Source organism: Pseudomonas frederiksbergensis (genome assembly GCF_017114915.1).
GTDB classification, from domain to species: Bacteria; Pseudomonadota; Gammaproteobacteria; order Pseudomonadales; family Pseudomonadaceae; genus Aquipseudomonas; species Aquipseudomonas frederiksbergensis_I.
In genome coordinates this window covers 1-21,261 of sequence record NZ_JAAUOE010000017.1, presented here as the reverse complement: position 1 = coordinate 21,261, position 21,261 = coordinate 1, and the positions used below count along the sequence as shown (strand labels likewise).

Sequence of the window (21,261 nt, the reverse complement as noted above, 5' to 3'; positions counted from 1 at the left end):
CATGTCTGTGGGCGCCGCTGTTCCGTAGCGGTCGCTGTGATATCGTAGCCCATCTTTTTTGCGGGCGATTTCACCCCTGGGGAGGGGGTATCGCCCTGCAGTCATCAACGAAATGAAAGGCAGACCTATGCAGCGGCTGTATCGGAAACGCATCGTTCTGGGCGTCGGCGGCGGCATCGCGGCCTACAAGAGTGCCGAGCTGGTTCGCCGACTGATCGACCAGGGCGCCGAAGTGCGCGTGGTCATGACCCGTGGTGGCAGCGAATTCATTACCCCGCTGACCATGCAGGCCCTGTCCGGGCACCCGGTCCATCTGGACCTCCTGGACCCGGCGGCCGAAGCCGCGATGGGCCACATCGAACTGGCCAAATGGGCCGATCTGGTACTGATCGCCCCTGCCACCGCAGACCTGATCGCCCGTCTGGCCCAAGGCATTGCCGACGACCTGCTGACCACGCTGGTGCTGGCCACCGACGCGGTGGTCGCCGTGGCGCCCGCGATGAATCAGGCCATGTGGCGCGACCCGGCGACCCAGGCGAACCTGCAAACCCTCGAAAGCCGAGACCTCAAAGTCTTTGGCCCGGCCTCCGGCAGCCAGGCCTGCGGCGATGTCGGCATGGGCCGCATGCTTGAAGCCACCGACCTCGCCCAGTGCGCGGCAGACTGCTTCCAGCGCCAAGCGCTGACCGGCAAGCACGTGCTGATCACCGCCGGCCCGACCCAGGAAAACATCGATCCGGTGCGCTACATCACCAACCACAGCTCCGGGAAAATGGGCTTTGCCCTGGCCGAAGCCGCGGTAGAAGCCGGCGCCCGCGTGACCCTGATCACAGGCCCGGTGCACCTGCCTACCCCGGATCGCGTCACCCGCATCGATGTAGTCAGCGCCCGCGACATGCTCGCCGCCTGCGAAGCCGCGATTCCTTGCGACTTGTTTATCGCCTCGGCTGCGGTCGCGGACTACCGTCCGGAAGTCGTGGCCCCACAGAAACTCAAGAAAGACCCTACAAGCGGCGACGGCTTGTTGCTACAGATGGTGCGCAACCCAGACATCCTGGCCACCATCGCCACCCGCCCTGACCGCCCGTTCAGTGTCGGCTTTGCCGCCGAAACCGAACACCTGCTTGACTACGCTGCCCGCAAGTTGAAAGACAAGAACCTCGATCTGATCGTCGCCAACGACGTCGCCAACCCGAGCATTGGCTTCAACAGTGAAGAAAACGCCTGCAGCGTGATCGATCGGGAGCTGCACGCTACCCTTTTCGCCCAGACCAGCAAGGGCAAGATTGCCCGCCAGCTGATCACTTTTATCGCCGAACGTCTGAACCAGGTTTAATTTACATGCACGCTTTGCAAGCCAAGATCCTCGACCCACGCATCGGCAGCGAATTTCCGCTGCCGCAGTACGCCACGCCAGGCTCCGCCGGCCTCGACCTGCGCGCCATGCTGGAAAAAGACACCGTCATCAAGCCGGGCGAAACCCTGCTGATCCCTACCGGCCTTTCGGTGTATATCGGCGATCCGGGCCTGGCGGCGTTGATTCTGCCGCGTTCGGGCCTGGGCCATAAGCACGGCATCGTGCTCGGCAATCTGGTTGGCCTGATCGACTCCGATTACCAGGGCCCACTGATGGTGTCGTGCTGGAACCGTGGTCAAACCGACTTCAACATCGTTGTCGGCGAACGCCTGGCCCAACTGGTGCTGGTGCCGGTGGTTCAAGCGCACTTCGAAATGGTCGAAGAGTTCGTCGAAACCCAGCGCGGCACTGGCGGGTTCGGACATTCCGGCAGCCACTGATCACAAAGCGGCCGGGGCTCTGCCCGGCCTGAAACCTGTTTTTTGTAATTCAAGGACGAAAAAATTGCGCAGACCTCACCTGAAAGGTTTACCGCCGAAAATCAAGGCATTGACCAGCCATTCGCTCGCGAACGCTGGTGACATGGCCTTTTCGCACCACGAACTCTCTGCCGAAAACGCCGTCATACCCTTCAGTTTGAGCCAGCCCACGAGTTTTTCGCAGGCCTGTCCAGCCACTTTAGAGATGGAGCATTTCCAGAAATGAGCACCCCAGCCCAAGTCGCACCCAAGTTCCCCGATAGCATCTTCCGCGCCTACGACATTCGCGGCACCGTTCCGGAATTCTTGAACGCTGAAACCGCTTACTGGCTCGGTCGCGCCATCGGCTCCCAGAGCCTGGCTCAGGGCGAACCCAATGTCTGCGTCGGCCGCGACGGTCGCCTGTCCGGCCCGGAACTGGTGGAACAACTGATTCAAGGCCTGGCCGACAGCGGTTGCCACGTCAGCGACGTCGGCCTGGTGCCAACCCCTGCGCTGTACTACGCCGCCAACGTACTGGCCGGCAAATCCGGGGTGATGCTCACCGGCAGCCACAACCCGTCGAATTACAACGGTTTCAAGATCGTCATTGCCGGCGACACCCTGGCCAACGAACAGATCCAGGCCCTTCACGACCGCCTCAAGACCAACAACCTGAGCAGTGGCAAGGGCAGCATCACCAAGGTCGAGATCCTCGATCGCTACAACACTGAAATCGTTCAGGACATCAAACTCGCCCGCCGCCTGAAAGTCGTGGTCGATTGCGGCAACGGCGCGGCCGGTGTGATTGCCCCGCAACTGATCGAAGCCCTGAACTGCGAAGTCATCCCGCTGTTCTGCGATGTCGATGGCAACTTCCCGAACCATCACCCGGACCCGGGCAAGCTGGAAAACCTGGTAGACCTGATCGCCAAGGTCAAGGAAACCAACGCCGACCTGGGCCTGGCCTTCGACGGCGATGGCGACCGCGTGGGCGTGGTCACCAACACCGGCAGCGTCGTGTTCCCGGACCGCCTGCTGATGCTGTTCGCCAAAGATGTGGTAGCACGCAACCCCGACGCGGAAATCATCTTCGACGTCAAATGCACCCGCCGCCTGATCCCGCTGATCAAGGAATATGGCGGTCGTCCGCTGATGTGGAAAACAGGTCACTCGCTGATCAAAAAGAAAATGAAACAATCCGGCGCCCTGTTGGCCGGCGAAATGAGCGGGCATATCTTCTTCAAGGAGCGCTGGTTCGGTTTCGACGACGGCATTTACAGCGCCGCGCGGCTGCTGGAGATCCTCAGCAAAGAGAAATCCACCGCGGAAGAGTTGTTCGCGACCTTCCCGAACGATATTTCTACGCCGGAAATCAATATCCATGTGACCGAAGAGAGCAAATTCAGCATCATTGATGCACTGCATGACGCACAGTGGGGTGAAGGCGCCGACCTGACCACCATTGACGGCGTGCGAGTCGACTATGCCAAAGGCTGGGGCCTGGTTCGCGCCTCCAACACCACACCGGTGCTGGTGCTGCGCTTCGAGGCCGATGACGAGGCTGAATTGCAGCGCATCAAGGATGTGTTCCACGTCCAGCTCAAGCGCGTTGCACCTGATCTCCAACTACCGTTCTGATTCACCCGGAGCCCTGAATGACCCTCGAACGCGAAGCCGCCGCCAACACCGCCAAGGTCCTGTCCGAAGCGCTGCCTTACATTCGCCGCTATGTCGGCAAGACGCTGGTGATCAAATACGGCGGCAACGCGATGGAAAGCGAGGAGCTGAAAACCGGCTTCGCTCGCGACATCGTGCTGATGAAAGCCGTCGGCATCAATCCGGTGGTGGTTCACGGTGGCGGCCCGCAAATCGGCGACCTGCTCAAGCGTCTGTCGATCGAGAGCCATTTTGTCGATGGCATGCGCGTCACCGACGCCGCGACCATGGACGTGGTGGAAATGGTGCTCGGCGGCCAAGTCAACAAGGACATCGTCAACCTAATCAACCGTCACGGCGGCAGCGCCATCGGCCTGACCGGTAAGGACGCCGAGCTGATTCGCGCGAAAAAGCTCACCGTCACTCGCCAGACCCCGGAGATGACCCAGCCGGAAATCATCGACATCGGCCACGTCGGCGAAGTGGTCGGGATCAACACCGACCTGCTGAACCTGCTGGTCAAAGGCGATTTCATTCCGGTGATCGCGCCAATCGGCGTCGGTGCCAACGGCGAGTCGTACAACATCAACGCCGACCTGGTGGCCGGTAAAGTGGCTGAGGCACTGAAAGCTGAAAAGCTGATGCTGCTAACCAACATCGCCGGCCTGATGGACAAGTCGGGCAAGGTCCTGACCGGCCTGAGCACCCAGCAAGTCGACGATCTGATCGCCGACGGCACCATCTACGGCGGCATGCTGCCGAAGATCCGTTGCGCGCTGGAAGCGGTACAGGGCGGCGTGGGCAGCTCGTTGATCATTGATGGTCGGGTGCCGAATGCGATCCTGCTGGAAATCTTCACCGACACCGGTGTGGGTACACTGATCAGCAATCGCAAGCGTCCCTGATTCAAAACCTTAAAAAGATCGCAGCCTTCGGCAGCACCTACGGATTTCTGATGTACGAAAAATCTGTAGGAGCTGACGTAGTCTGCGATCTTTTTTATGCGCGCCGGAAATGCCTGACCTGATCGAGCGAAACGTCCGACATCATGAAGGAAGCAATCTGCATAGGATCATCTCTGTATCTACAGGAGATTTACCATGCGAAAAGACTACGTTCCTTACGGCAGCGATGTTTCAGCGGGCACCTACGCCTGTGTCGATTGTGGCCACCAATACTCGAATCAGGGCAAAACATCGATGCCGCCCTGTCCACAATTCCGGAAAACCGCACACACCCGCCATGGATGGAGAATTTTGACTGGCCAGGGCGATGCTGCGGCTGATCCGTATCCAGAAGAAACGAATAAACCCGCCGGGATCAAAAAGGCCGAGACATTCAGCAGCACCAGCAAAAAATAATCCTGGGGGACCGGGCCATGCATAAACAAAAGACCCCGCTCAACTTGCTGGGCGGGGTCTTTTGCTGTCTACGCTCCCACAGGGGGAAGTGCGATTACACGCCGAACTGGGCGCGGTAGGCTTCTACGGCAGGTAAATGCTGCTTGAGCTGCGGATCGTCAGCCAGGAACTCCAGCACCTGGTTCAGCGAAACAATGCTGATCACCGGAATGCCGAAGTCACGCTCCACCTCCTGGATGGCCGACAATTTACCGTTGCCACGCTCCTGACGGTTCAGGGCGATCAGCACGCCGGCAGCCTTGGCGCCGTCCTGGGAAGCGATGATCTGCATCACTTCACGGATGGCAGTGCCCGCGGTGATCACGTCGTCGATGATTAGCACGTCGCCGGTCAATGGCGCGCCGACCAGGCTGCCGCCTTCGCCATGGGCCTTGGCTTCCTTGCGGTTGAAGCACCATGGCAGGTCACGGTCGTGATGTTCGGCCAGCGCCACGGCGGTGGTCGCCGCCAGCGGGATGCCTTTGTAGGCCGGGCCGAACAGTACGTCGAAGGGAATACCGCTCTCGACGATGGCTGCCGCGTAGAAACGGCCCAGCTGCGCCAGGGCTTTCCCTGAGTTGAACAGACCGGCGTTGAAGAAGTATGGACTGGTGCGCCCGGACTTCAGGGTGAACTCACCGAAGCGCAAAACGCCACGATCAATGGCAAAACGAATGAAATCGCGTTGATACGCTTGCATGAAAAAAACCCCAAATACCACGGATTTAGCTAATTAGGTAGACGCCGTGTATCATACCCGCACGCGATTTTTGGGGCCACTTATGCGGATCATCAGTGTGAACGTCAATGGTATTCAGGCTGCAGTCGAGCGTGGTTTGCTCAGTTGGCTGCAAGCACAGAATGCCGACGTCATCTGCCTGCAGGACACCCGCGCCTCCGCCTTTGAACTGGACGATCCAGCCTTCCAACTGGATGGCTACTTCCTTTATGCCTGCGAAGCCGAAGTTCCCGCCCAAGGTGGCGTGGCTTTGTACTCGCGGTTGCAACCGAAGGCTGTCATCAGCGGTCTCGGCTTCGAGACAGCCGACCGCTACGGGCGCTACCTGCAAGCCGATTTCGACAAGGTCAGCATCGCGACCTTGCTGCTCCCTTCGGGGCAGAACGGCGATGAAGACTTGAACCAGAAGTTCAAGCTAATGGACGACTTCGCCCGTTATCTGGATAAACAGCGGCGCAAACGTCGCGAGTACATTTATTGTGGCTCGCTGTACGTGGCGCAACAGAAGCTGGATATCAAGAACTGGCGCGACAGCCAGCAATCCCCGGGCTTCCTGGCACCTGAGCGTGCCTGGATGGACGAGATTGTCGGCAACATGGGTTATGTCGATGCCCTGCGTGAAGTCAGCCGCGAAGGCGACCAGTACAGCTGGTGGCCGGACAACGAACAGGCCGAGATGCTCAACCTGGGCTGGCGCTTCGACTACCAGATCCTGACCCCGGGCCTGCGGCGCTTCGTACGCAGCGCACGCCTGCCGCGTCAGCCACGGTTCTCGCAGCACGCACCGCTGATCGTGGACTACGACTGGACGCTGACCATCTAAGCGTCTTTTCGCAGATGCAAAAAAGCCGACATCACTGTCGGCTTTTTTGTGCGCACCTGGTTTTTGTAGGAACGAGGCTACTTCACCAGGCGCCAAGTGAACGGATACCGGTAAGGAAACCCTTCATTGGCCTTCACACCGGCAATGATCGTCAACACCAGTGCACCAATCGCGACCAGACCGAACAGGAAGAACCCGATGATTACCACCATCAGCAGGAAGCAGATGGCGGAAGCAATGGCGACGGTGATCTGAAAGTTCAGCGCTTCCTTGCCTTGCGCATCGATGAACGGGTCAGACTCGCGCTTTATCTGCCAGATAATCAGCGGCCCGATCAGCGTGCCGAACGGAAGCCAGATCCCCAGCAAGGCGGACAGGTGACAAAACATCGCCCACTGACGAACCTCGCGGCTCGGTGTGGGAAGCGGCAGTTGCTCGTCACTCATGGTGTCCTCCTTGGGTGGAGCGGGTCCGATCAGTCGGCCAGTGCAGCCTTCTGCAGTTCGAAAATCTCGATCATGCCTTTCTTCGCCAGTGCCAGCATCGCGTTCAGCTCTTCCGGCTGGAACGGCGCGCCTTCGGCAGTGCCCTGGACTTCAATGAAGCCGCCGGTGCTGGTCATTACCACATTGAGGTCAGTCTCGGCAGCCGAGTCTTCCAGGTAGTCGAGGTCAAGCACAGGCTCGCCCTGATACATGCCCACCGAAACGGCGGCGATCATTTGCTTGAGCGGGTCGCCACCCTTGAGGCCACCGCGCTTCTTGATCACTTTCAGGGCGTCGACCAGTGCAACCATGGCGCCAGTGATGGACGCGGTGCGGGTGCCGCCGTCAGCCTGGATCACGTCGCAGTCGACGTACAGGGTGACGTCGCCCAGCTTGGACATGTCCAGCGCAGCGCGCAGGGAACGGCCGATCAAACGCTGGATTTCCAGCGTGCGACCGCCTTGCTTGCCACGGCTCGCTTCACGCTGGTTACGCTCGCCAGTGGCGCGCGGCAGCATGCCGTATTCGGCGGTCAGCCAGCCCTGGCCCTGCCCCTTGAGGAAACGCGGCACGCCGTTCTCGACGCTGACGGTACAAATGACCTTGGTATCACCGAACTCGACCAGTACAGATCCCTCGGCGTGTTTGGTGTAGTTGCGGGTAATGCGGATCGAGCGGAGCTGATCGGCAGCGCGACCACTTGGACGTTTCATAGGGATTACCTGTACGGGGGACGGAAAACTGCCGAGCATTATAGAGCCGTGGGGCGCGACTGGGCACTTCTAAAAAATCCTCCCGACGATTGAAGGCCCTGGATAGAGCATAGCCGACGGCCTGCAGCTCTTTGTCACAGCGTGTGTTTGGGCGCATCCGCCCCACTGCGCTACAATCCTGCGCCTTTGCTGCCTGTCGGCTTTAATTCACAGATAGCGGGTCCGCGAACCATGGGTTACGCGCCGACCTGCATTGCGAGGTACCTCCATGGTGCACAGCATGACCGCCTTCGCCCGCGTCGAGAAAGCCGGCGTCCAGGGCACCCTGAGCTGGGAGCTGCGCTCGGTCAACAGCCGCTACCTGGAACCCCACCTGCGTCTGCCGGAATCTTTCCGCGACCTGGAAGGCGCGGTCCGCGAAGCCCTGCGCCAGGGACTGTCCCGGGGCAAGCTCGAATGCACCCTGCGTTTCACCGAAGAAAGCACCGGCAAACCACTGCAAGTGGACCGCGAGCGCGCCGCGCAACTCGTCGCCGCCGCCGAAACGGTCGCCGGCCTGATCAAGAACCCGGCCGCGCTGAACCCGCTGGAAGTCCTGGCCTGGCCCGGCGTGCTGGTGGCCGATGCCGCCGACCCGCAAGCGCTGAACGCCGAAGCCCTGGCGCTGTTCAACCAGGGTCTGAAGGAACTCAAGGCCGGCCGCGAACGCGAAGGCGCGGAGCTGGCGCGGTTGATCAACGAGCGCTTGACGTCCATTGAGGAAGATGTGGTGCTCCTGCGTGAGCTGGTCCCGCAGATGCTCGCCACTCAGCGTCAGAAAGTTCTCGACCGCTTCACCGACATGAAGGCCGACCTCGACCCGCAGCGCCTGGAACAGGAAATGGTGATGCTCGCGCAAAAGAGCGATGTCGCCGAAGAACTGGATCGCCTGAGTACCCACATCATCGAAGTTCGCCGGGTGCTCAAATCCGGCGGCGCTGCCGGTCGGCGCCTGGACTTCCTGATGCAGGAGCTCAACCGCGAAGCCAACACACTGGGCTCCAAAGCCTTCGACCCGCGCAGCACCCAAGCGGCGGTCAACCTCAAGGTGTTGATCGAGCAGATGCGCGAACAAGTGCAGAATATTGAGTAAGGCAAACCTGACATGACCCACAGTACCGGCACCCTGTACATCATTTCCGCACCTTCGGGTGCGGGCAAGAGCAGCCTGGTCAAAGCCCTGACCGACGCTGATCAGGAGATCCGCGTCTCGGTCTCCCACACCACCCGCGCCATGCGCCCTGGTGAAGTGAACGGCGTGAACTATCACTTCGTCGAACGCAGCGAGTTCGTGAAGATGATCGAGCATGGAGATTTCCTCGAGCGCGCCGAAGTGTTCGGCAATCTCTATGGCACTTCGCAAAGCCACCTGCAGCAGACCCTGGACGAAGGCCACGACCTGATTCTGGAAATTGACTGGCAGGGTGCCGAGCAAGTGCGCAAGTTGATGCCCCAGGCCCGTTCGATCTTCATTCTGCCGCCGTCCCTGCAGGCCTTGCACCAGCGCCTGACCAATCGCGGCCAGGACAGTGACGAGATCATCGACGGCCGGATGCGCGAAGCCGTCAGCGAGATGAGCCATTACGTCGACTACGACTACCTGATCATCAACGACGATTTCGCCCACGCGCTGCGCGATTTGCAGGCGATTTTCCGCGCCAATCAGCTGCATCAAAAGCGTCAGCAGCAGCGTCATGGCAAATTATTGGCTGAATTGCTCGGTTAAAGAGCTCTTCCCAAAATGGCTGCAAGGGCTTTACATTGGTGCTTATAGCGCGTTGAAAAGCCTGGTCAAAAAATCAGCGCTTCCCTAATCGCTGGTGATTTTTTAAACTGTTGAGTCCGCTCGCCCAACCGGGCAGCGCGCATATTGCATTCGCTCCGAGGAATACCATGGCCCGCGTAACCGTTGAAGACTGCCTAGAACACGTGGAAAACCGCTTTGAGCTGGTCATGCTCTCTACCAAGCGTGCCCGTCAACTGGCCACCGGTGGCAAAGAGCCCCTGGTTCAGTGGGAAAACGACAAGCCTACAGTTGTAGCGCTGCGTGAAATCGCTGAAGGCCTGATGAGCTACGAGTTCATCGCCAACGCTGAAATCGTCGAAGACGAACCGCTGTTCGCAGCGTTCGAGGACGAGTCCAACGAGGCAGTATAAGGCCATGCCTGGTCGACGTAGCACGGCGCGGGGTCATAGCGAACGGCAGGTGTCATCATGCCGAGCATAGACGCCCTCGCCGATCGCTTATCGACCTACCTCGGCAAGGACCAGGTCAACCTGGTCCGCCGAGCGTACTTCTACGCCGAACAAGCCCACGACGGCCAACGCCGTCGCAGCGGTGAGGCGTACGTCACGCACCCACTCGCGGTTGCGAATATTCTTGCCGACATGCATATGGACCATCAGAGCCTGATGGCGGCCATGCTGCATGACGTGATCGAAGACACCGGTATTGCCAAGGAAGCGCTGCAAGCGCAGTTCGGCGAAACCGTGGCCGAACTGGTCGACGGGGTCAGCAAACTGACCCAGATGAACTTCGAGACCAAAGCCGAAGCCCAGGCCGAAAACTTCCAGAAAATGGCCATGGCCATGGCGCGCGATATTCGCGTGATCCTGGTCAAGCTGGCCGACCGCCTGCACAACATGCGCACCCTGGAAGTGCTGTCCGGCGAAAAACGCCGGCGGATCGCCAAGGAAACCCTGGAAATCTATGCGCCCATCGCCAACCGGCTGGGCATGCACGCCATCCGCATAGAATTCGAAGACCTCGGCTTCAAGGCCATGCACCCGATGCGCTCCGCGCGGATCAACCAGGCGGTCAAACGCGCCCGGGGCAACCGCAAGGAAATCGTCAACAAGATCGAAGAGTCCCTCAGCCACTGCCTGGCCATCGACGGCATCCAGGGCGAGGTCAGCGGTCGCCAGAAACACCTCTACGGCATCTACAAGAAAATGCGCGGCAAGCGTCGGGCCTTCAACGAGATCATGGACGTCTACGCGTTCCGGATCATCGTCGACAAGGTCGATACCTGCTACCGCGTGCTGGGTGCCGTACACAATTTGTACAAACCGTTGCCGGGGCGCTTCAAGGATTACATCGCGATCCCCAAGGCCAACGGCTATCAGTCGTTGCATACCACGCTGTTCGGCATGCACGGCGTACCGATCGAGATCCAGATCCGTACCCGTGAAATGGAAGAGATGGCCAACAACGGCATCGCCGCCCATTGGCTGTACAAATCCAGCGGCGACGAACAGCCCAAAGGCACTCATGCCCGCGCCCGCCAGTGGGTCAAAGGCGTGCTGGAGATGCAGCAACGGGCCGGCAACTCCCTGGAATTCATCGAGAGCGTGAAGATCGACCTGTTCCCGGACGAGGTCTACGTGTTCACGCCCAAGGGCCGGATCATGGAGCTGCCCAAAGGCTCCACGGCGGTCGACTTCGCTTACGCGGTGCACACCGACGTGGGCAACAGCTGCATTGCCTGCCGGATCAATCGTCGTCTCGCGCCGCTGTCCGAACCGCTGCAAAGCGGCTCCACGGTCGAGATCGTCAGCGCCCCCGGCGCGCGGCCGAACCCGGCATGGCTCAACTTCGTGGTCACCGGCAAGGCGCGGACCCACATCCGCCATGCGCTGAAACTGCAACGCCGCTCCGAATCCATCAGCCTCGGCGAACGCCTGCTGAACAAGGTGCTCAACGGTTTCGACAGCTCCCTGGAAAAAGTCCCGGCCGAGCGCGTGCAACTGATGCTCCACGAATACCGCCTCGAACTGATCGAAGACCTGCTCGAAGACATCGGCCTGGGCAATCGCATGGCTTACGTTGTCGCCCGTCGCCTGCTCGGCGAAGGCGAACAGCTACCGAGCCCGGAAGGCCCGCTGGCGATTCGCGGCACCGAAGGTCTGGTACTCAGTTACGCCAAATGCTGCACACCGATCCCGGGCGACCCGATTGTCGGCCACCTGTCCGCGGGTAAAGGGATGGTGGTGCACCTGGACAACTGCCGCAACATCAGCGAAATCCGCCACAACCCGGAAAAATGCATCCAGCTCTCGTGGGCCAAGGATGTCACCGGCGAATTCAATGTCGAGCTGCGCGTCGAACTGGAACACCAGCGCGGCCTGATCGCCTTGCTGGCCAGCAGCGTCAACGCGGCCGACGGCAATATCGAAAAAATCAGCATGGACGAACGCGACGGTCGTATCAGCGTGGTCCAACTGGTGGTCAGCGTGCACGACCGCGTGCACCTGGCCCGCGTGATCAAGAAACTGCGCGCCCTGACCGGGGTGATCCGCATTACCCGCATGCGCGCGTAGCCCACCCTTCACAAGGAGTCATACATGACCAAGACCGTTATCAACAGCGACAAGGCCCCGGCCGCCATCGGTACTTACTCCCAGGCGATCAAGGCTGGCAACACCGTTTACATGTCGGGTCAGATTCCTCTGGACCCAAAAACCATGGAACTGGTTGAAGGCTTCGAAGCCCAGACCGTCCAGGTGTTCGAGAACCTCAAAGCCGTAGCTGAAGCAGCCGGCGGTTCGCTCAAGGACATCGTCAAACTGAACATCTTCCTCACTGACCTGAGCCACTTCGCCAAGGTCAACGAGATCATGGGCAAGTACTTCGACCAGCCTTACCCAGCCCGCGCCGCCATTGGCGTAGCCGCCCTGCCAAAGGCTGCACAGGTTGAAATGGATGCCATTCTGGTCATCGAGTAATGTGTCCGGCGCAGCCTTGCGAGGCTGCGCCGACTGATCTTGTAAAAAGGGTTCTGAAAGGATTCCACCATGCGCCAAGCGCTAGTTCTCTCGCTGGTCGCCCTGCTCTTGGGCGGATGTGCCAGCAACCCTGCCGACCGCGACATCAGCGGCACCTGGATCAACCAGGCGGCGATCGATGCGGCGTCCAAAGGCGGCCCCCTGCGCGAAGCGCTCCAGGCTTATGGCCCGAACCTGGAATGGGACGTCAATACCAAAGCCGGTCAGGCCCGCTACACCAACGGTTTTGAAAACGTCGAAGGCAAACTGCTGGGCGAAGAGTCCGGCGCCTGGAAAGTCGACTTTTATGGCAGCTCCGCCAGCGAGCTGAAGCGTGACGGCAAGCAACTGAGCCAGGCCGCCAACGACAACGAGCCGGAGCAAGTCTTCGACCGTGCATCGGTCCAGGTTCCGGACGGCGCGCCGATTGGCGCGAGTTTCGAACGGGCACTGTATTCGGCCTATATGGGCGGCAGCTGGAAAATCCTCAGCGGCCCCGGCGAAGGCAACACCGTGCAATTCCAGGCCGATGGCCAGGTGGCGGGCCTGCCCGGCGCGGATCGCTATGCCCTGTGCCTGGCGGGCGATTGCGCGTCGATGAGCGGCGGCAACGACAACATCTGGCTGCAGGTGAATGGCCAGGGCAATACCTGGATCTTTGCGCGCAAGGGCAAAGAGCTGGAGATTTTCCAGACCGTGAACACCGCGTTGGCGGACGAGATGCCTTCATTCACGCCGGGTGATCGCAAGTGGTTGCTCGAGAAGCAGTAACCCGGCCCTAGGGCTTATGTAGGAGCGAGGCTTGCCCGCGAAGACGGTGTAACAGCCGACATAGATGTTGGATGTTACGACGTCTTCGCGGGCAAGCCTCGCTCCTACAATATTGAGGGTGACTGAAAGTTAGCAGCGGCCTTCGAGAATCGCGGCATACCCTTCGCGGAAGCTCGGATATTTTGGTGTCCAGCCCAACGCCTTCGCCCGGGCATTGCTGCAGCGCTTGCTGCCGGCACGACGCACACTGGCGTCTTCGGCCCATTCGGTCACGCCCAGATACTCACGCAACCAGCCCACCACCTCTGCCATTGGCGCGGGCGCATCGTCAACGCCGATATAGTCATCATCCAGCGTCACACCGCGTCGATCCGCCTCAAGCAGAAACGCCAGCAACCCCGCCGCGTCATCGACGTGAATGCGGTTGGCGTACAACGGCGGATCAATCGCCACGCGATAACCGCGACGAACCTGAGTCAGCAGCCACTCTCGACCCGGACCATAAATGCCTGTCAATCGCACGATACTGGCCGGGATGCCGCTATCGCGCGCCACTTGCTCGGCTTCCAGCATCAAACGACCTGAGTAACCGCCCGCCACCGTCGGCGAGGTTTCATCGATCCACTCGCCATCCTGCTGACCGTAAACACTGCTGCTGGACACAAACAGAATGCGCTTGGGCTGCTGGCCATGCTGTTTCAACCACCCCAGCACATGCTGCAAACCCTCGACATAAGCCGCGCGGTACCCCGCTTCATCGTGATCAGTGGCAGCGGCGCTGTACACCAGATAATCCAGCGGGGCGGTCGGCCAGTCGGCCGGGCATTGCGTGCCGAACAAGTCGCCAGCCACACCCATCACACCGGCCGGCAAGCGCGAAAGATTGCGACGCAGACCATAAACCTGCCAGCCCCCAGCCAGCAATTGCGTGGCCAGACGACTGCCGACATCACCGCAGCCGGCGATCAAAACAGAAGGCGCGGACATCAGAAAACTCCCATCGGAAAGTCACAGACTAGCGCCGGCAAGGGCCGAGCAGCTAGTAATCAAGGAAAAAAAGATACTCTATTACTTCTGTTAACAAGAATTACTTGCAATAATGCCCGTCACTTTGTTCTCGGCCTCACGAGGCCTGGAAGAACATTTACCGTCTTTTCCTCTCAGGTCCGGCCAGCATGACACGCAATCAACTCTCCGCTTCGCCAACCAAACGACCTCGCGCCTGGAGCGCGGTGGCCGCCCTGTTGCTCAGCCTGATGCTGGCGCCGACCGCCGCATTCGCCGATGCACAAGCACCGGCCACACAGCCTGCTGCAGTTCAAACACCGGCAGCGCCTGCCGCGACGGATCCGGTCCAAGCCGTAGACGCCGCTGACGTGCCGCAAGTTCTCGAAGCCGACAACTCCCTGGGCATGGCCCATGACCTGTCGCCGTGGGGCATGTACCAGAATGCCGACATCATCGTGAAACTCGTGATGATCGGCCTGGCCATCGCCTCGATCATCACCTGGACCATCTGGATCGCCAAGGGCTTCGAGCTGATGGGCGCCAAGCGTCGTCTGCGCACTGAAATCGCTCACCTGAAAAAAGCCGCCACCCTTAAAGAAGCCAGCGTGACGGCAGCCAAGGAAGGCACCCTCGCCAACCTGCTGGTCCACGACGCGCTGGAAGAAATGCGCCTGTCGGCCAACAGTCGCGAAAAAGAAGGCATCAAGGAGCGTGTGAGCTTCCGCCTGGAGCGCCTGGTCGCCGCCTGCGGTCGCAACATGAGCAGCGGCACCGGCGTCCTCGCCACCATCGGTTCCACCGCGCCGTTCGTCGGCCTGTTCGGCACCGTGTGGGGCATCATGAACAGCTTCATCGGCATCGCCAAAACCCAGACCACCAACCTCGCCGTCGTGGCCCCCGGCATCGCCGAAGCCCTGTTGGCGACCGCGCTGGGTCTGGTTGCCGCGATTCCTGCGGTGGTCATCTACAACGTCTTCGCCCGCTCCATCGCCGGCTACAAGGCGCAAGTGTCCGACGCCTCGGCAGAAGTCCTGCTGCTGGTCAGCCGTGATCTCGACCACCTGCCGACCGAGCGCAGCTCGCAACCGCACATGGTGAAAGTGGGGTAATCGGCCATGGGCCTGCATTTGAAAGAAGGCGCAGACGACGATCTGGCCGAGAACCACGAAATCAACGTCACGCCGTTCATCGACGTGATGCTGGTGCTGTTGATCATCTTCATGGTGGCCGCGCCCTTGGCCACCGTGGACATCAAGGTCGACCTGCCCGCCTCCACCGCCAAACCGGCGCCGCGGCCAGAGAAACCGGTATTCCTCAGCGTGAAAGCTGACCAGCGCCTGTTCCTCGGCGAAGACGAAGTGAAGGCCGAAACCCTCGGCGCCACGCTCGACGCCAAGACCCAGGGCAAGAAAGACACGACGATCTTCTTCCAGGCCGACAAAGGCGTGGACTACGGCGACCTGATGAGCGTGATGGACGCCCTGCGTGCCGCCGGTTACCTGAAGGTCGGCCTGGTCGGACTCGAGACGGCAGCCAAAAAATGATCAACACGCGCCAAAAGCTGACGCGTTACAGCGGTAGCCTGGCCGTGGTGCTGGGCGTGCACGCGCTGGCCATTGCGCTGGCGCTGAACTGGACCTCGCGCCCACCGATCGAGCTGCCACCGCCAGCGATGATGGTCGAACTGGCGCCGGTTCCGGCCCCGCCACCGCCCGCACCGCCGAAGGTGATCACGCCGCCACAGCCACCGGCGCCGGTGGAAGAACTGCCGATTCCGAAACTCGCTGAAGCGCCGAAGGCCGAGATTGCCGTGCCCAAGCCGGTCAAACCCAAACCGAAGCCGCAACCGCCCAAGCCTGTGGAGAAAAAGCCGGAGCCGCCGAAGGAAAAGCCTTCCGAGGCAAAACCGAGCGACGCGCAACCGACCCAGGCACCGACGGAGAAGTCCGCTCAACCGGCACCCGGCCCATCGCCCGCGCAGCAAGCCGCCAAGGCCAGTTGGCAAGGTACCCTGCTCGCGCACTTGGCCAAGTACAAAAAGTACCCGGCCAGCGCACAGGCGCGGGGCAAGGAAGGTTTGAACCGCCTGCGCTTTGTCGTGGATGCCGAAGGTAACGTGTTGTCGTTCGAACTGGTGGGCCGCTCCGGCAACGCCGATCTGGACCGGGCCACCCTGGAAATGATCCGCCGCGCCCAGCCGCTGCCCAAGCCTCCGGCCGACATGCTGAACAACGGCTCCATCGAAATCGTTGCACCGTTTGTTTACTCGCTGGAACGTCGCCGTTAAGCACCGCTGAACCACTGTAGGAGCGAGCTCGCTCGCGAAGAAGGCGAACGATAACGCTTGAAGCCTGACGCCCCGATCGGCCTCAGGTTTTTCGCGAGCAAGCTCGCTCCTACACACACTCAGTCTGATAACGTGCGTCTATCGATTGCAGCCGGTATGCTTGGCCCGCAACTTCATGGACGCTTGCTATGACTCTCACAGAATTACGCTACATCGTTACCCTCGCCCAAGAGCAGCACTTCGGCCACGCGGCCGAGCGTTGCCACGTCAGCCAGCCGACCCTGTCGGTGGGCGTGAAAAAGCTTGAAGACGAACTCGGTGTGCTGATTTTCGAGCGCAGCAAGAGCGCCGTGCGCCTGACCCCGGTCGGCGAAGGCATTGTCGCCCAGGCGCAGAAAGTCCTGGAGCAGGCCCAAGGCATCCGCGAACTGGCCCAGGCCGGCAAGAACCAGCTGACCGCCCCGCTGAAAGTCGGCGCGATCTACACCGTCGGCCCATACCTGTTTCCGCACCTGATTCCGCAACTGCACCGGGTCGCCCCGCAGATGCCGTTGTACATCGAAGAAAACTTCACCCACGTACTGCGCGACAAACTGCGCAACGGCGAGCTCGACGCGATCATCATCGCCCTGCCGTTCAACGAAGCCGATGTGCTGACCCTGCAGCTCTACGACGAGCCGTTCTACGTCCTGATGCCGGCCCAACATGCGTGGACCCAAAAAGAATCCATCGACGCCGCCCTGCTCAACGACAAGAGCCTGCTGCTGCTCGGCGAAGGCCACTGCTTCCGCGATCAAGTGCTGGAAGCCTGCCCGACCCTGGCCAAAGGCAACGACGGCGCCAAGCACACCACGGTGGAATCCAGCTCGCTGGAAACCATCCGCCACATGGTCGCCTCCGGCCTCGGGATTTCGATCCTGCCGCTCTCGGCGGTGGACAGCCATCACTACGCTCCCGGCGTGATCGAAGTGCGCCCACTGAGCGCGCCAGTGCCGTTCCGCACCGTGGCCATCGCCTGGCGCGCAAGCTTCCCGCGGCCGAAGGCGATTGAAATCCTGGCCGACTCCATTCGCCTGTGCTCGGTGGCCAAGCCGCCAGCGCCGGTGGTGGCCGGTTAAGTCGCTGCCATGACCGAGTTGTCGCAAGTGTCGGTGACGGCACTCAAGGGTGTCGGCGAAGCCATGGCCGAGAAACTGGCCAAGGTCGGCCTGGAAAACCTCCAGGACGTGCTGTTCCACCTGCCGTTGCGTTATCAGGATCGCACCCGCGTGGTCCCGATCGGCCATTTGCGACCCGGGCAAGACGCGGTGATCGAAGGCACCGTCAGCGGCGCCGACGTGGTCATGGGCCGGCGTCGCAGCCTGGTTGTCCGCCTGCAGGACGGCACCGGGGGGCTCAGCCTGCGCTTCTACCATTTCAGTAACGCTCAGAAAGAAGGCCTTAAACGCGGCACGCGGATTCGCTGCTACGGCGAAGCGCGGCCCGGTGCGTCGGGGCTGGAGATCTACCACCCGGAATACCGCGCCATCACCGGCGACGAGCCGCCGCCGGTGGATGAAACCCTGACCCCGGTCTACCCGCTCACCGAAGGCTTGACCCAGCAGCGCTTGCGCCAACTGTGCATGCAAACCCTGACCCTGCTCGGCCCCAGCAGCCTGCCCGACTGGCTGCCAACCGAACTGGCCCGGGACTATCAACTGGCGCCGCTGGCCGATGCGATCCGCTACCTGCATCACCCGCCCGCCGATGCCGACGTCGATGAACTCGCCCTCGGTCATCACTGGGCCCAGCACCGCTTGGCCTTTGAAGAACTGCTGACCCATCAACTGTCTCAGCAACGCCTGCGCGAAAGCATGCGTGCCTTGCGCGCGCCGGCCATGCCCAAAGCCACCAAGCTGCCAGAACAGTACCTGGCCAACCTCGGCTTCACCCCGACCGGTGCCCAGCAACGGGTCGGCAACGAAATCGCTTACGACCTCAGCCAGCACGAACCCATGCTGCGACTGATTCAGGGCGATGTGGGCGCCGGTAAAACCGTGGTCGCCGCCCTCGCCGCGCTTCAGGCACTGGAAGCGGGTTATCAGGTCGCACTGATGGCGCCCACCGAAATCCTCGCCGAGCAGCACTTCATCACCTTCAAGCGCTGGCTCGAACCGCTGGGCATCGAAGTTGCGTGGCTGGCCGGCAAGCTCAAGGGCAAGAACCGCGTGGCGGCGCTGGAACAGATCGCGGGCGGCGCGCCGATGGTGGTCGGCACCCATGCACTGTTCCAGGACGAAGTGCAGTTCAAGAACCTGGCGCTGGCGATCATCGACGAACAGCACCGTTTCGGCGTGCAGCAGCGCCTGGCATTGCGACAGAAAGGCGTCGGCGGACGGATGTGTCCGCACCAACTGATCATGACCGCCACGCCGATTCCCCGGACGCTGGCCATGAGCGCCTACGCCGACCTCGACACCTCGATCCTCGACGAACTGCCGCCCGGCCGTACCCCGGTGAACACGGTGCTGGTCACCGACACCCGGCGCGTCGAAGTAATCGAGCGGGTGCGCGGCGCCTGCGCCGAAGGGCGTCAGGCCTATTGGGTGTGCACGCTGATCGAAGAATCCGAAGAGCTGACCTGCCAGGCCGCCGAAACCACCCACGAAGACCTCACCGCCGCCCTCGGCGAATTGAAGGTCGGCTTGATTCACGGCCGCATGAAGCCCGCCGAAAAGGCCGCGGTGATGGCCGAGTTCAAGGCTGGCAACCTGCAACTGCTGGTCGCCACCACCGTGATCGAAGTTGGCGTGGACGTGCCCAACGCCAGCCTGATGATCATCGAAAACCCCGAGCGTCTCGGCCTCGCACAACTGCACCAATTGCGTGGCCGCGTCGGCCGGGGCAGTGCCGTCAGCCATTGCGTGCTGCTTTACCATCCGCCGCTGTCGCAGATCGGCCGTCAGCGCCTGGGCATCATGCGCGAAACCAACGACGGTTTTGTCATCGCCGAAAAAGACCTCGAGCTGCGCGGCCCCGGCGAAATGCTCGGCACACGCCAGACCGGCCTGCTGCAATTCAAAGTTGCGGACCTGATGCGCGACGCCGACCTGCTGCCTGCCGTGCGCGACGCCGCCCAGGCCTTGCTCGAACGCTGGCCGGGTCACGTCAGCCCGCTGCTCGACCGCTGGCTACGCCATGGGCAGCAATACGGCCAAGTGTGAGCACTGTCGCAGTTTCTGGACCCTGGCCGTAAACAAGCTGGTTATACTCCTGCAATTGTTTGAAAACGGATACAGACCATGACAGAAGCTGCCCTCGCCCCTGAAACCCCGCACGCTCCGTCTGTCATTCGGCTGCTGCTCGGCAAGTTGGGCATCGCCTACGAAGAAGTCCTCGACCATCACGGCCTGAACGCCGCGCGTAAAGTGCAGGCGGTTTTGCTGGACGATTCCGTCGGCGCGCTCATGGTGCTGTTCCCCCAGAGCCAATTGCTGGACCTCAACCGCCTCGCCGAACTCACCGGCCGCCGGTTGACGGCTGTATCCACCGAGCGCCTGGTAAAAATGCTCGGCAAGCACAGCCTGAGCCTGCTGCCCGGCCTGCCGGCGCTCACCAGCTCGCCGTGCCTGTATGAAGAAAGCCTGCTGCGCGAACCGACGTTGCTGATCAACTCGGGCGAGCCGGGCGTGCTGCTGGAGATCTCCAGCGACGATTTCAAGACCATGCTCACCAAGGCCAGCGCCGGCAACTTCGGCGAAGCCGTGCACAGCATCCGCCCGAACCTCGACCGCCCCGACGATGACCGCGAGGAAATCACCCAGGCCGTGCAAGCGTTCACCGCGCGGCGCATCCAGCAACGCCTGGAAGAGACCATCGAGATACCACCGCTGGCCGAAACCGCGCAGAAAATCATCAAACTGCGGGTCGACCCCAACGCCACCATCGACGACATCACCGGCGTCGTCGAAACCGACCCGGCCCTGGCCGCACAAGTCGTCAGCTGGGCGGCGTCGCCGTACTACGCCTCGCCGGGCAAGATTCGTTCAGTGGAAGACGCCATCGTCCGCGTGCTGGGCTTCGACCTGGTGATCAACCTGGCGCTGGGCCTGGCCCTGGGCAAAACCCTGAGCCTGCCCAAAGACCACCCGCAACACACCACGCCGTACTGGCAGCAATCGATCTACACCGCCGCCGTCATCGAAGGCCTGACCCGCGCCATGCCCCGCGCCCAGCGCCCGGAAACCGGCCTGACCTACCTCGCCGGCCTGCTGCACAACTTCGGCTACCTGCTGCTGGCCCACGTCTTCCCGCCGCACTTCTCGCTGATCTGCCGTCACCTGGAGGTCAACCCGCACCTGTGCCACAGCTACGTGGAACAACACCTGCTGGGCATCAGCCGCGAACAGATCGGCGCGTGGCTGATGCGCTACTGGGACATGCCCGACGAACTGGCCACCGCCCTGCGCTTCCAGCACGACCCAAGCTACGACGGCGACTACGCCGAATACCCGAACCTTGTGTGCTTGGCCGTGCGATTGCTGCGTAGTCGCGGCATCGGCTCCGGCCCCGACGAAGACATCCCCGACGCCCTGCTGGAGCGCGTGGGCCTGACTCGCGACAAAGCCAACGACGTCGTCAGCAAAGTGCTTGAGGCTGAAGTGCTGCTGCGCGAACTCGCCTCGCAGTTCAGCCAGGCCTGAAAAGCTTCGCGGGCAAGCCTTAATGCCAGTCAGTTAAGCGAAATCCCCTGTAGGAGCGGGCTTGCCCGCGAAGACG

General features: G+C 61.5%; 21 protein-coding genes and 1 pseudogene. 18 read left to right on the top strand and 4 right to left on the bottom strand.

The genetic code is table 11. The annotated features are described in order from the left end of the window. The first annotated feature begins 127 nt into the window (after window positions 1-127). From coaBC to HCU66_RS14240, 5 genes and pseudogenes are all read left to right on the top strand, one after another. Window positions 128-1,336, top strand: coding sequence for a bifunctional phosphopantothenoylcysteine decarboxylase/phosphopantothenate--cysteine ligase CoaBC (gene coaBC / locus HCU66_RS14260; protein WP_205889159.1), 1,209 nt, complete (start codon window positions 128-130; stop codon window positions 1,334-1,336). Window positions 1,337-1,341: 5 nt separating this feature from the next. Continuing rightward, a complete protein-coding gene (dut, locus tag HCU66_RS14255) occupies window positions 1,342-1,797 on the top strand; it encodes a dUTP diphosphatase (RefSeq protein ID WP_105342285.1) in 456 nt (151 codons plus the stop codon). A gap of 255 nt (window positions 1,798-2,052) precedes the next feature. Next, window positions 2,053-3,456: pseudogene (locus tag HCU66_RS14250) on the top strand (phosphomannomutase/phosphoglucomutase); the annotation flags it as partial. Between the two features lie 17 nt (window positions 3,457-3,473). Next, a complete protein-coding gene (gene argB, locus HCU66_RS14245; protein WP_018927486.1) occupies window positions 3,474-4,379 on the top strand; it encodes an acetylglutamate kinase in 906 nt (301 codons plus the stop codon). Between the two features lie 195 nt (window positions 4,380-4,574). Further along, entirely contained in the window at window positions 4,575-4,835 is a 261-nt protein-coding gene (locus HCU66_RS14240; RefSeq protein ID WP_205889088.1) for a hypothetical protein, read from the top strand. Window positions 4,836-4,929: 94 nt separating this feature from the next. On the opposite strand, the gene pyrE is transcribed toward HCU66_RS14240, so the two are convergent. Next, window positions 4,930-5,574 carry an orotate phosphoribosyltransferase gene (pyrE, locus tag HCU66_RS14235; RefSeq protein ID WP_205889087.1) on the bottom strand — a complete coding sequence of 215 codons (645 nt, stop codon included), beginning with the start codon at window positions 5,572-5,574 and terminating at the stop codon, window positions 4,930-4,932. A gap of 82 nt (window positions 5,575-5,656) precedes the next feature. On the opposite strand from pyrE, the gene HCU66_RS14230 reads away from it, so the two are divergent. Further along, the gene (locus HCU66_RS14230) at window positions 5,657-6,436 is read left to right on the top strand and encodes an exodeoxyribonuclease III (RefSeq protein WP_008030595.1); all 780 of its coding nucleotides are present in this window, start codon (window positions 5,657-5,659) and stop codon (window positions 6,434-6,436) included. A gap of 77 nt (window positions 6,437-6,513) precedes the next feature. On the opposite strand, the gene HCU66_RS14225 is transcribed toward HCU66_RS14230, so the two are convergent. Continuing rightward, on the bottom strand, window positions 6,514-6,882 hold the full coding sequence (locus tag HCU66_RS14225) for a DUF4870 domain-containing protein (RefSeq protein WP_205889086.1): 369 nt from the start codon (window positions 6,880-6,882) through the stop codon (window positions 6,514-6,516). A 29-nt stretch (window positions 6,883-6,911) separates the two neighbouring features. Then, window positions 6,912-7,634, bottom strand: a complete 723-nt coding sequence (rph, locus tag HCU66_RS14220) for a ribonuclease PH (RefSeq protein ID WP_007934600.1) — start codon at window positions 7,632-7,634, stop codon at window positions 6,912-6,914. A gap of 268 nt (window positions 7,635-7,902) precedes the next feature. On the opposite strand from rph, the gene HCU66_RS14215 reads away from it, so the two are divergent. The 6 genes from HCU66_RS14215 (at window position 7,903) to HCU66_RS14190 (ending at window position 13,208) form a co-directional block, all read left to right on the top strand. Beyond that, complete coding sequence (locus HCU66_RS14215) at window positions 7,903-8,766, top strand: YicC/YloC family endoribonuclease (protein ID WP_205889085.1); 864 nt, start codon at window positions 7,903-7,905, stop codon at window positions 8,764-8,766. A 12-nt stretch (window positions 8,767-8,778) separates the two neighbouring features. Next, on the top strand, window positions 8,779-9,399 hold the full coding sequence (gene gmk, locus HCU66_RS14210) for a guanylate kinase (protein ID WP_150712905.1): 621 nt from the start codon (window positions 8,779-8,781) through the stop codon (window positions 9,397-9,399). 167 nt (window positions 9,400-9,566) lie between these two features. Next, the gene (gene rpoZ, locus HCU66_RS14205; RefSeq protein WP_003177259.1) at window positions 9,567-9,830 is read left to right on the top strand and encodes a DNA-directed RNA polymerase subunit omega; all 264 of its coding nucleotides are present in this window, start codon (window positions 9,567-9,569) and stop codon (window positions 9,828-9,830) included. Between the two features lie 57 nt (window positions 9,831-9,887). Then, window positions 9,888-11,993, top strand: a complete 2,106-nt coding sequence (gene spoT / locus HCU66_RS14200; protein WP_007934594.1) for a bifunctional GTP diphosphokinase/guanosine-3',5'-bis pyrophosphate 3'-pyrophosphohydrolase — start codon at window positions 9,888-9,890, stop codon at window positions 11,991-11,993. A 24-nt stretch (window positions 11,994-12,017) separates the two neighbouring features. Continuing rightward, complete coding sequence (locus HCU66_RS14195) at window positions 12,018-12,398, top strand: RidA family protein (RefSeq protein ID WP_205889084.1); 381 nt, start codon at window positions 12,018-12,020, stop codon at window positions 12,396-12,398. 69 nt (window positions 12,399-12,467) lie between these two features. Beyond that, on the top strand, window positions 12,468-13,208 hold the full coding sequence (locus HCU66_RS14190; protein ID WP_205889083.1) for a hypothetical protein: 741 nt from the start codon (window positions 12,468-12,470) through the stop codon (window positions 13,206-13,208). A gap of 129 nt (window positions 13,209-13,337) precedes the next feature. On the opposite strand, the gene HCU66_RS14185 is transcribed toward HCU66_RS14190, so the two are convergent. Then, a complete protein-coding gene (locus HCU66_RS14185) occupies window positions 13,338-14,195 on the bottom strand; it encodes an SDR family oxidoreductase (protein WP_205889082.1) in 858 nt (285 codons plus the stop codon). A 188-nt stretch (window positions 14,196-14,383) separates the two neighbouring features. Between HCU66_RS14185 and exbB the strand changes: the two genes are divergently transcribed. The 6 genes from exbB to HCU66_RS14155 all read left to right on the top strand — a co-directional run bounded on the left by exbB (window position 14,384) and on the right by HCU66_RS14155 (window position 21,185). Then, window positions 14,384-15,325 carry a tonB-system energizer ExbB gene (gene exbB / locus HCU66_RS14180; protein ID WP_205889081.1) on the top strand — a complete coding sequence of 314 codons (942 nt, stop codon included), beginning with the start codon at window positions 14,384-14,386 and terminating at the stop codon, window positions 15,323-15,325. 6 nt (window positions 15,326-15,331) lie between these two features. Further along, window positions 15,332-15,760, top strand: coding sequence for a TonB system transport protein ExbD (gene exbD, locus HCU66_RS14175; RefSeq protein ID WP_007894651.1), 429 nt, complete (start codon window positions 15,332-15,334; stop codon window positions 15,758-15,760). After that, the gene (locus tag HCU66_RS14170; RefSeq protein ID WP_205889080.1) at window positions 15,757-16,503 is read left to right on the top strand and encodes a TonB family protein; all 747 of its coding nucleotides are present in this window, start codon (window positions 15,757-15,759) and stop codon (window positions 16,501-16,503) included. Before exbD ends, HCU66_RS14170 begins: the two co-directional genes overlap by 4 nt. A gap of 188 nt (window positions 16,504-16,691) precedes the next feature. Then, on the top strand, window positions 16,692-17,621 hold the full coding sequence (locus HCU66_RS14165) for a hydrogen peroxide-inducible genes activator (RefSeq protein WP_205889079.1): 930 nt from the start codon (window positions 16,692-16,694) through the stop codon (window positions 17,619-17,621). Between the two features lie 9 nt (window positions 17,622-17,630). Then, entirely contained in the window at window positions 17,631-19,706 is a 2,076-nt protein-coding gene (gene recG / locus HCU66_RS14160) for an ATP-dependent DNA helicase RecG (protein ID WP_205889078.1), read from the top strand. Window positions 19,707-19,784: 78 nt separating this feature from the next. Continuing rightward, on the top strand, window positions 19,785-21,185 hold the full coding sequence (locus HCU66_RS14155) for an aminoacyl-tRNA deacylase and HDOD domain-containing protein (RefSeq protein WP_205889077.1): 1,401 nt from the start codon (window positions 19,785-19,787) through the stop codon (window positions 21,183-21,185). The last annotated feature ends 76 nt before the right edge of the window (window positions 21,186-21,261 follow it).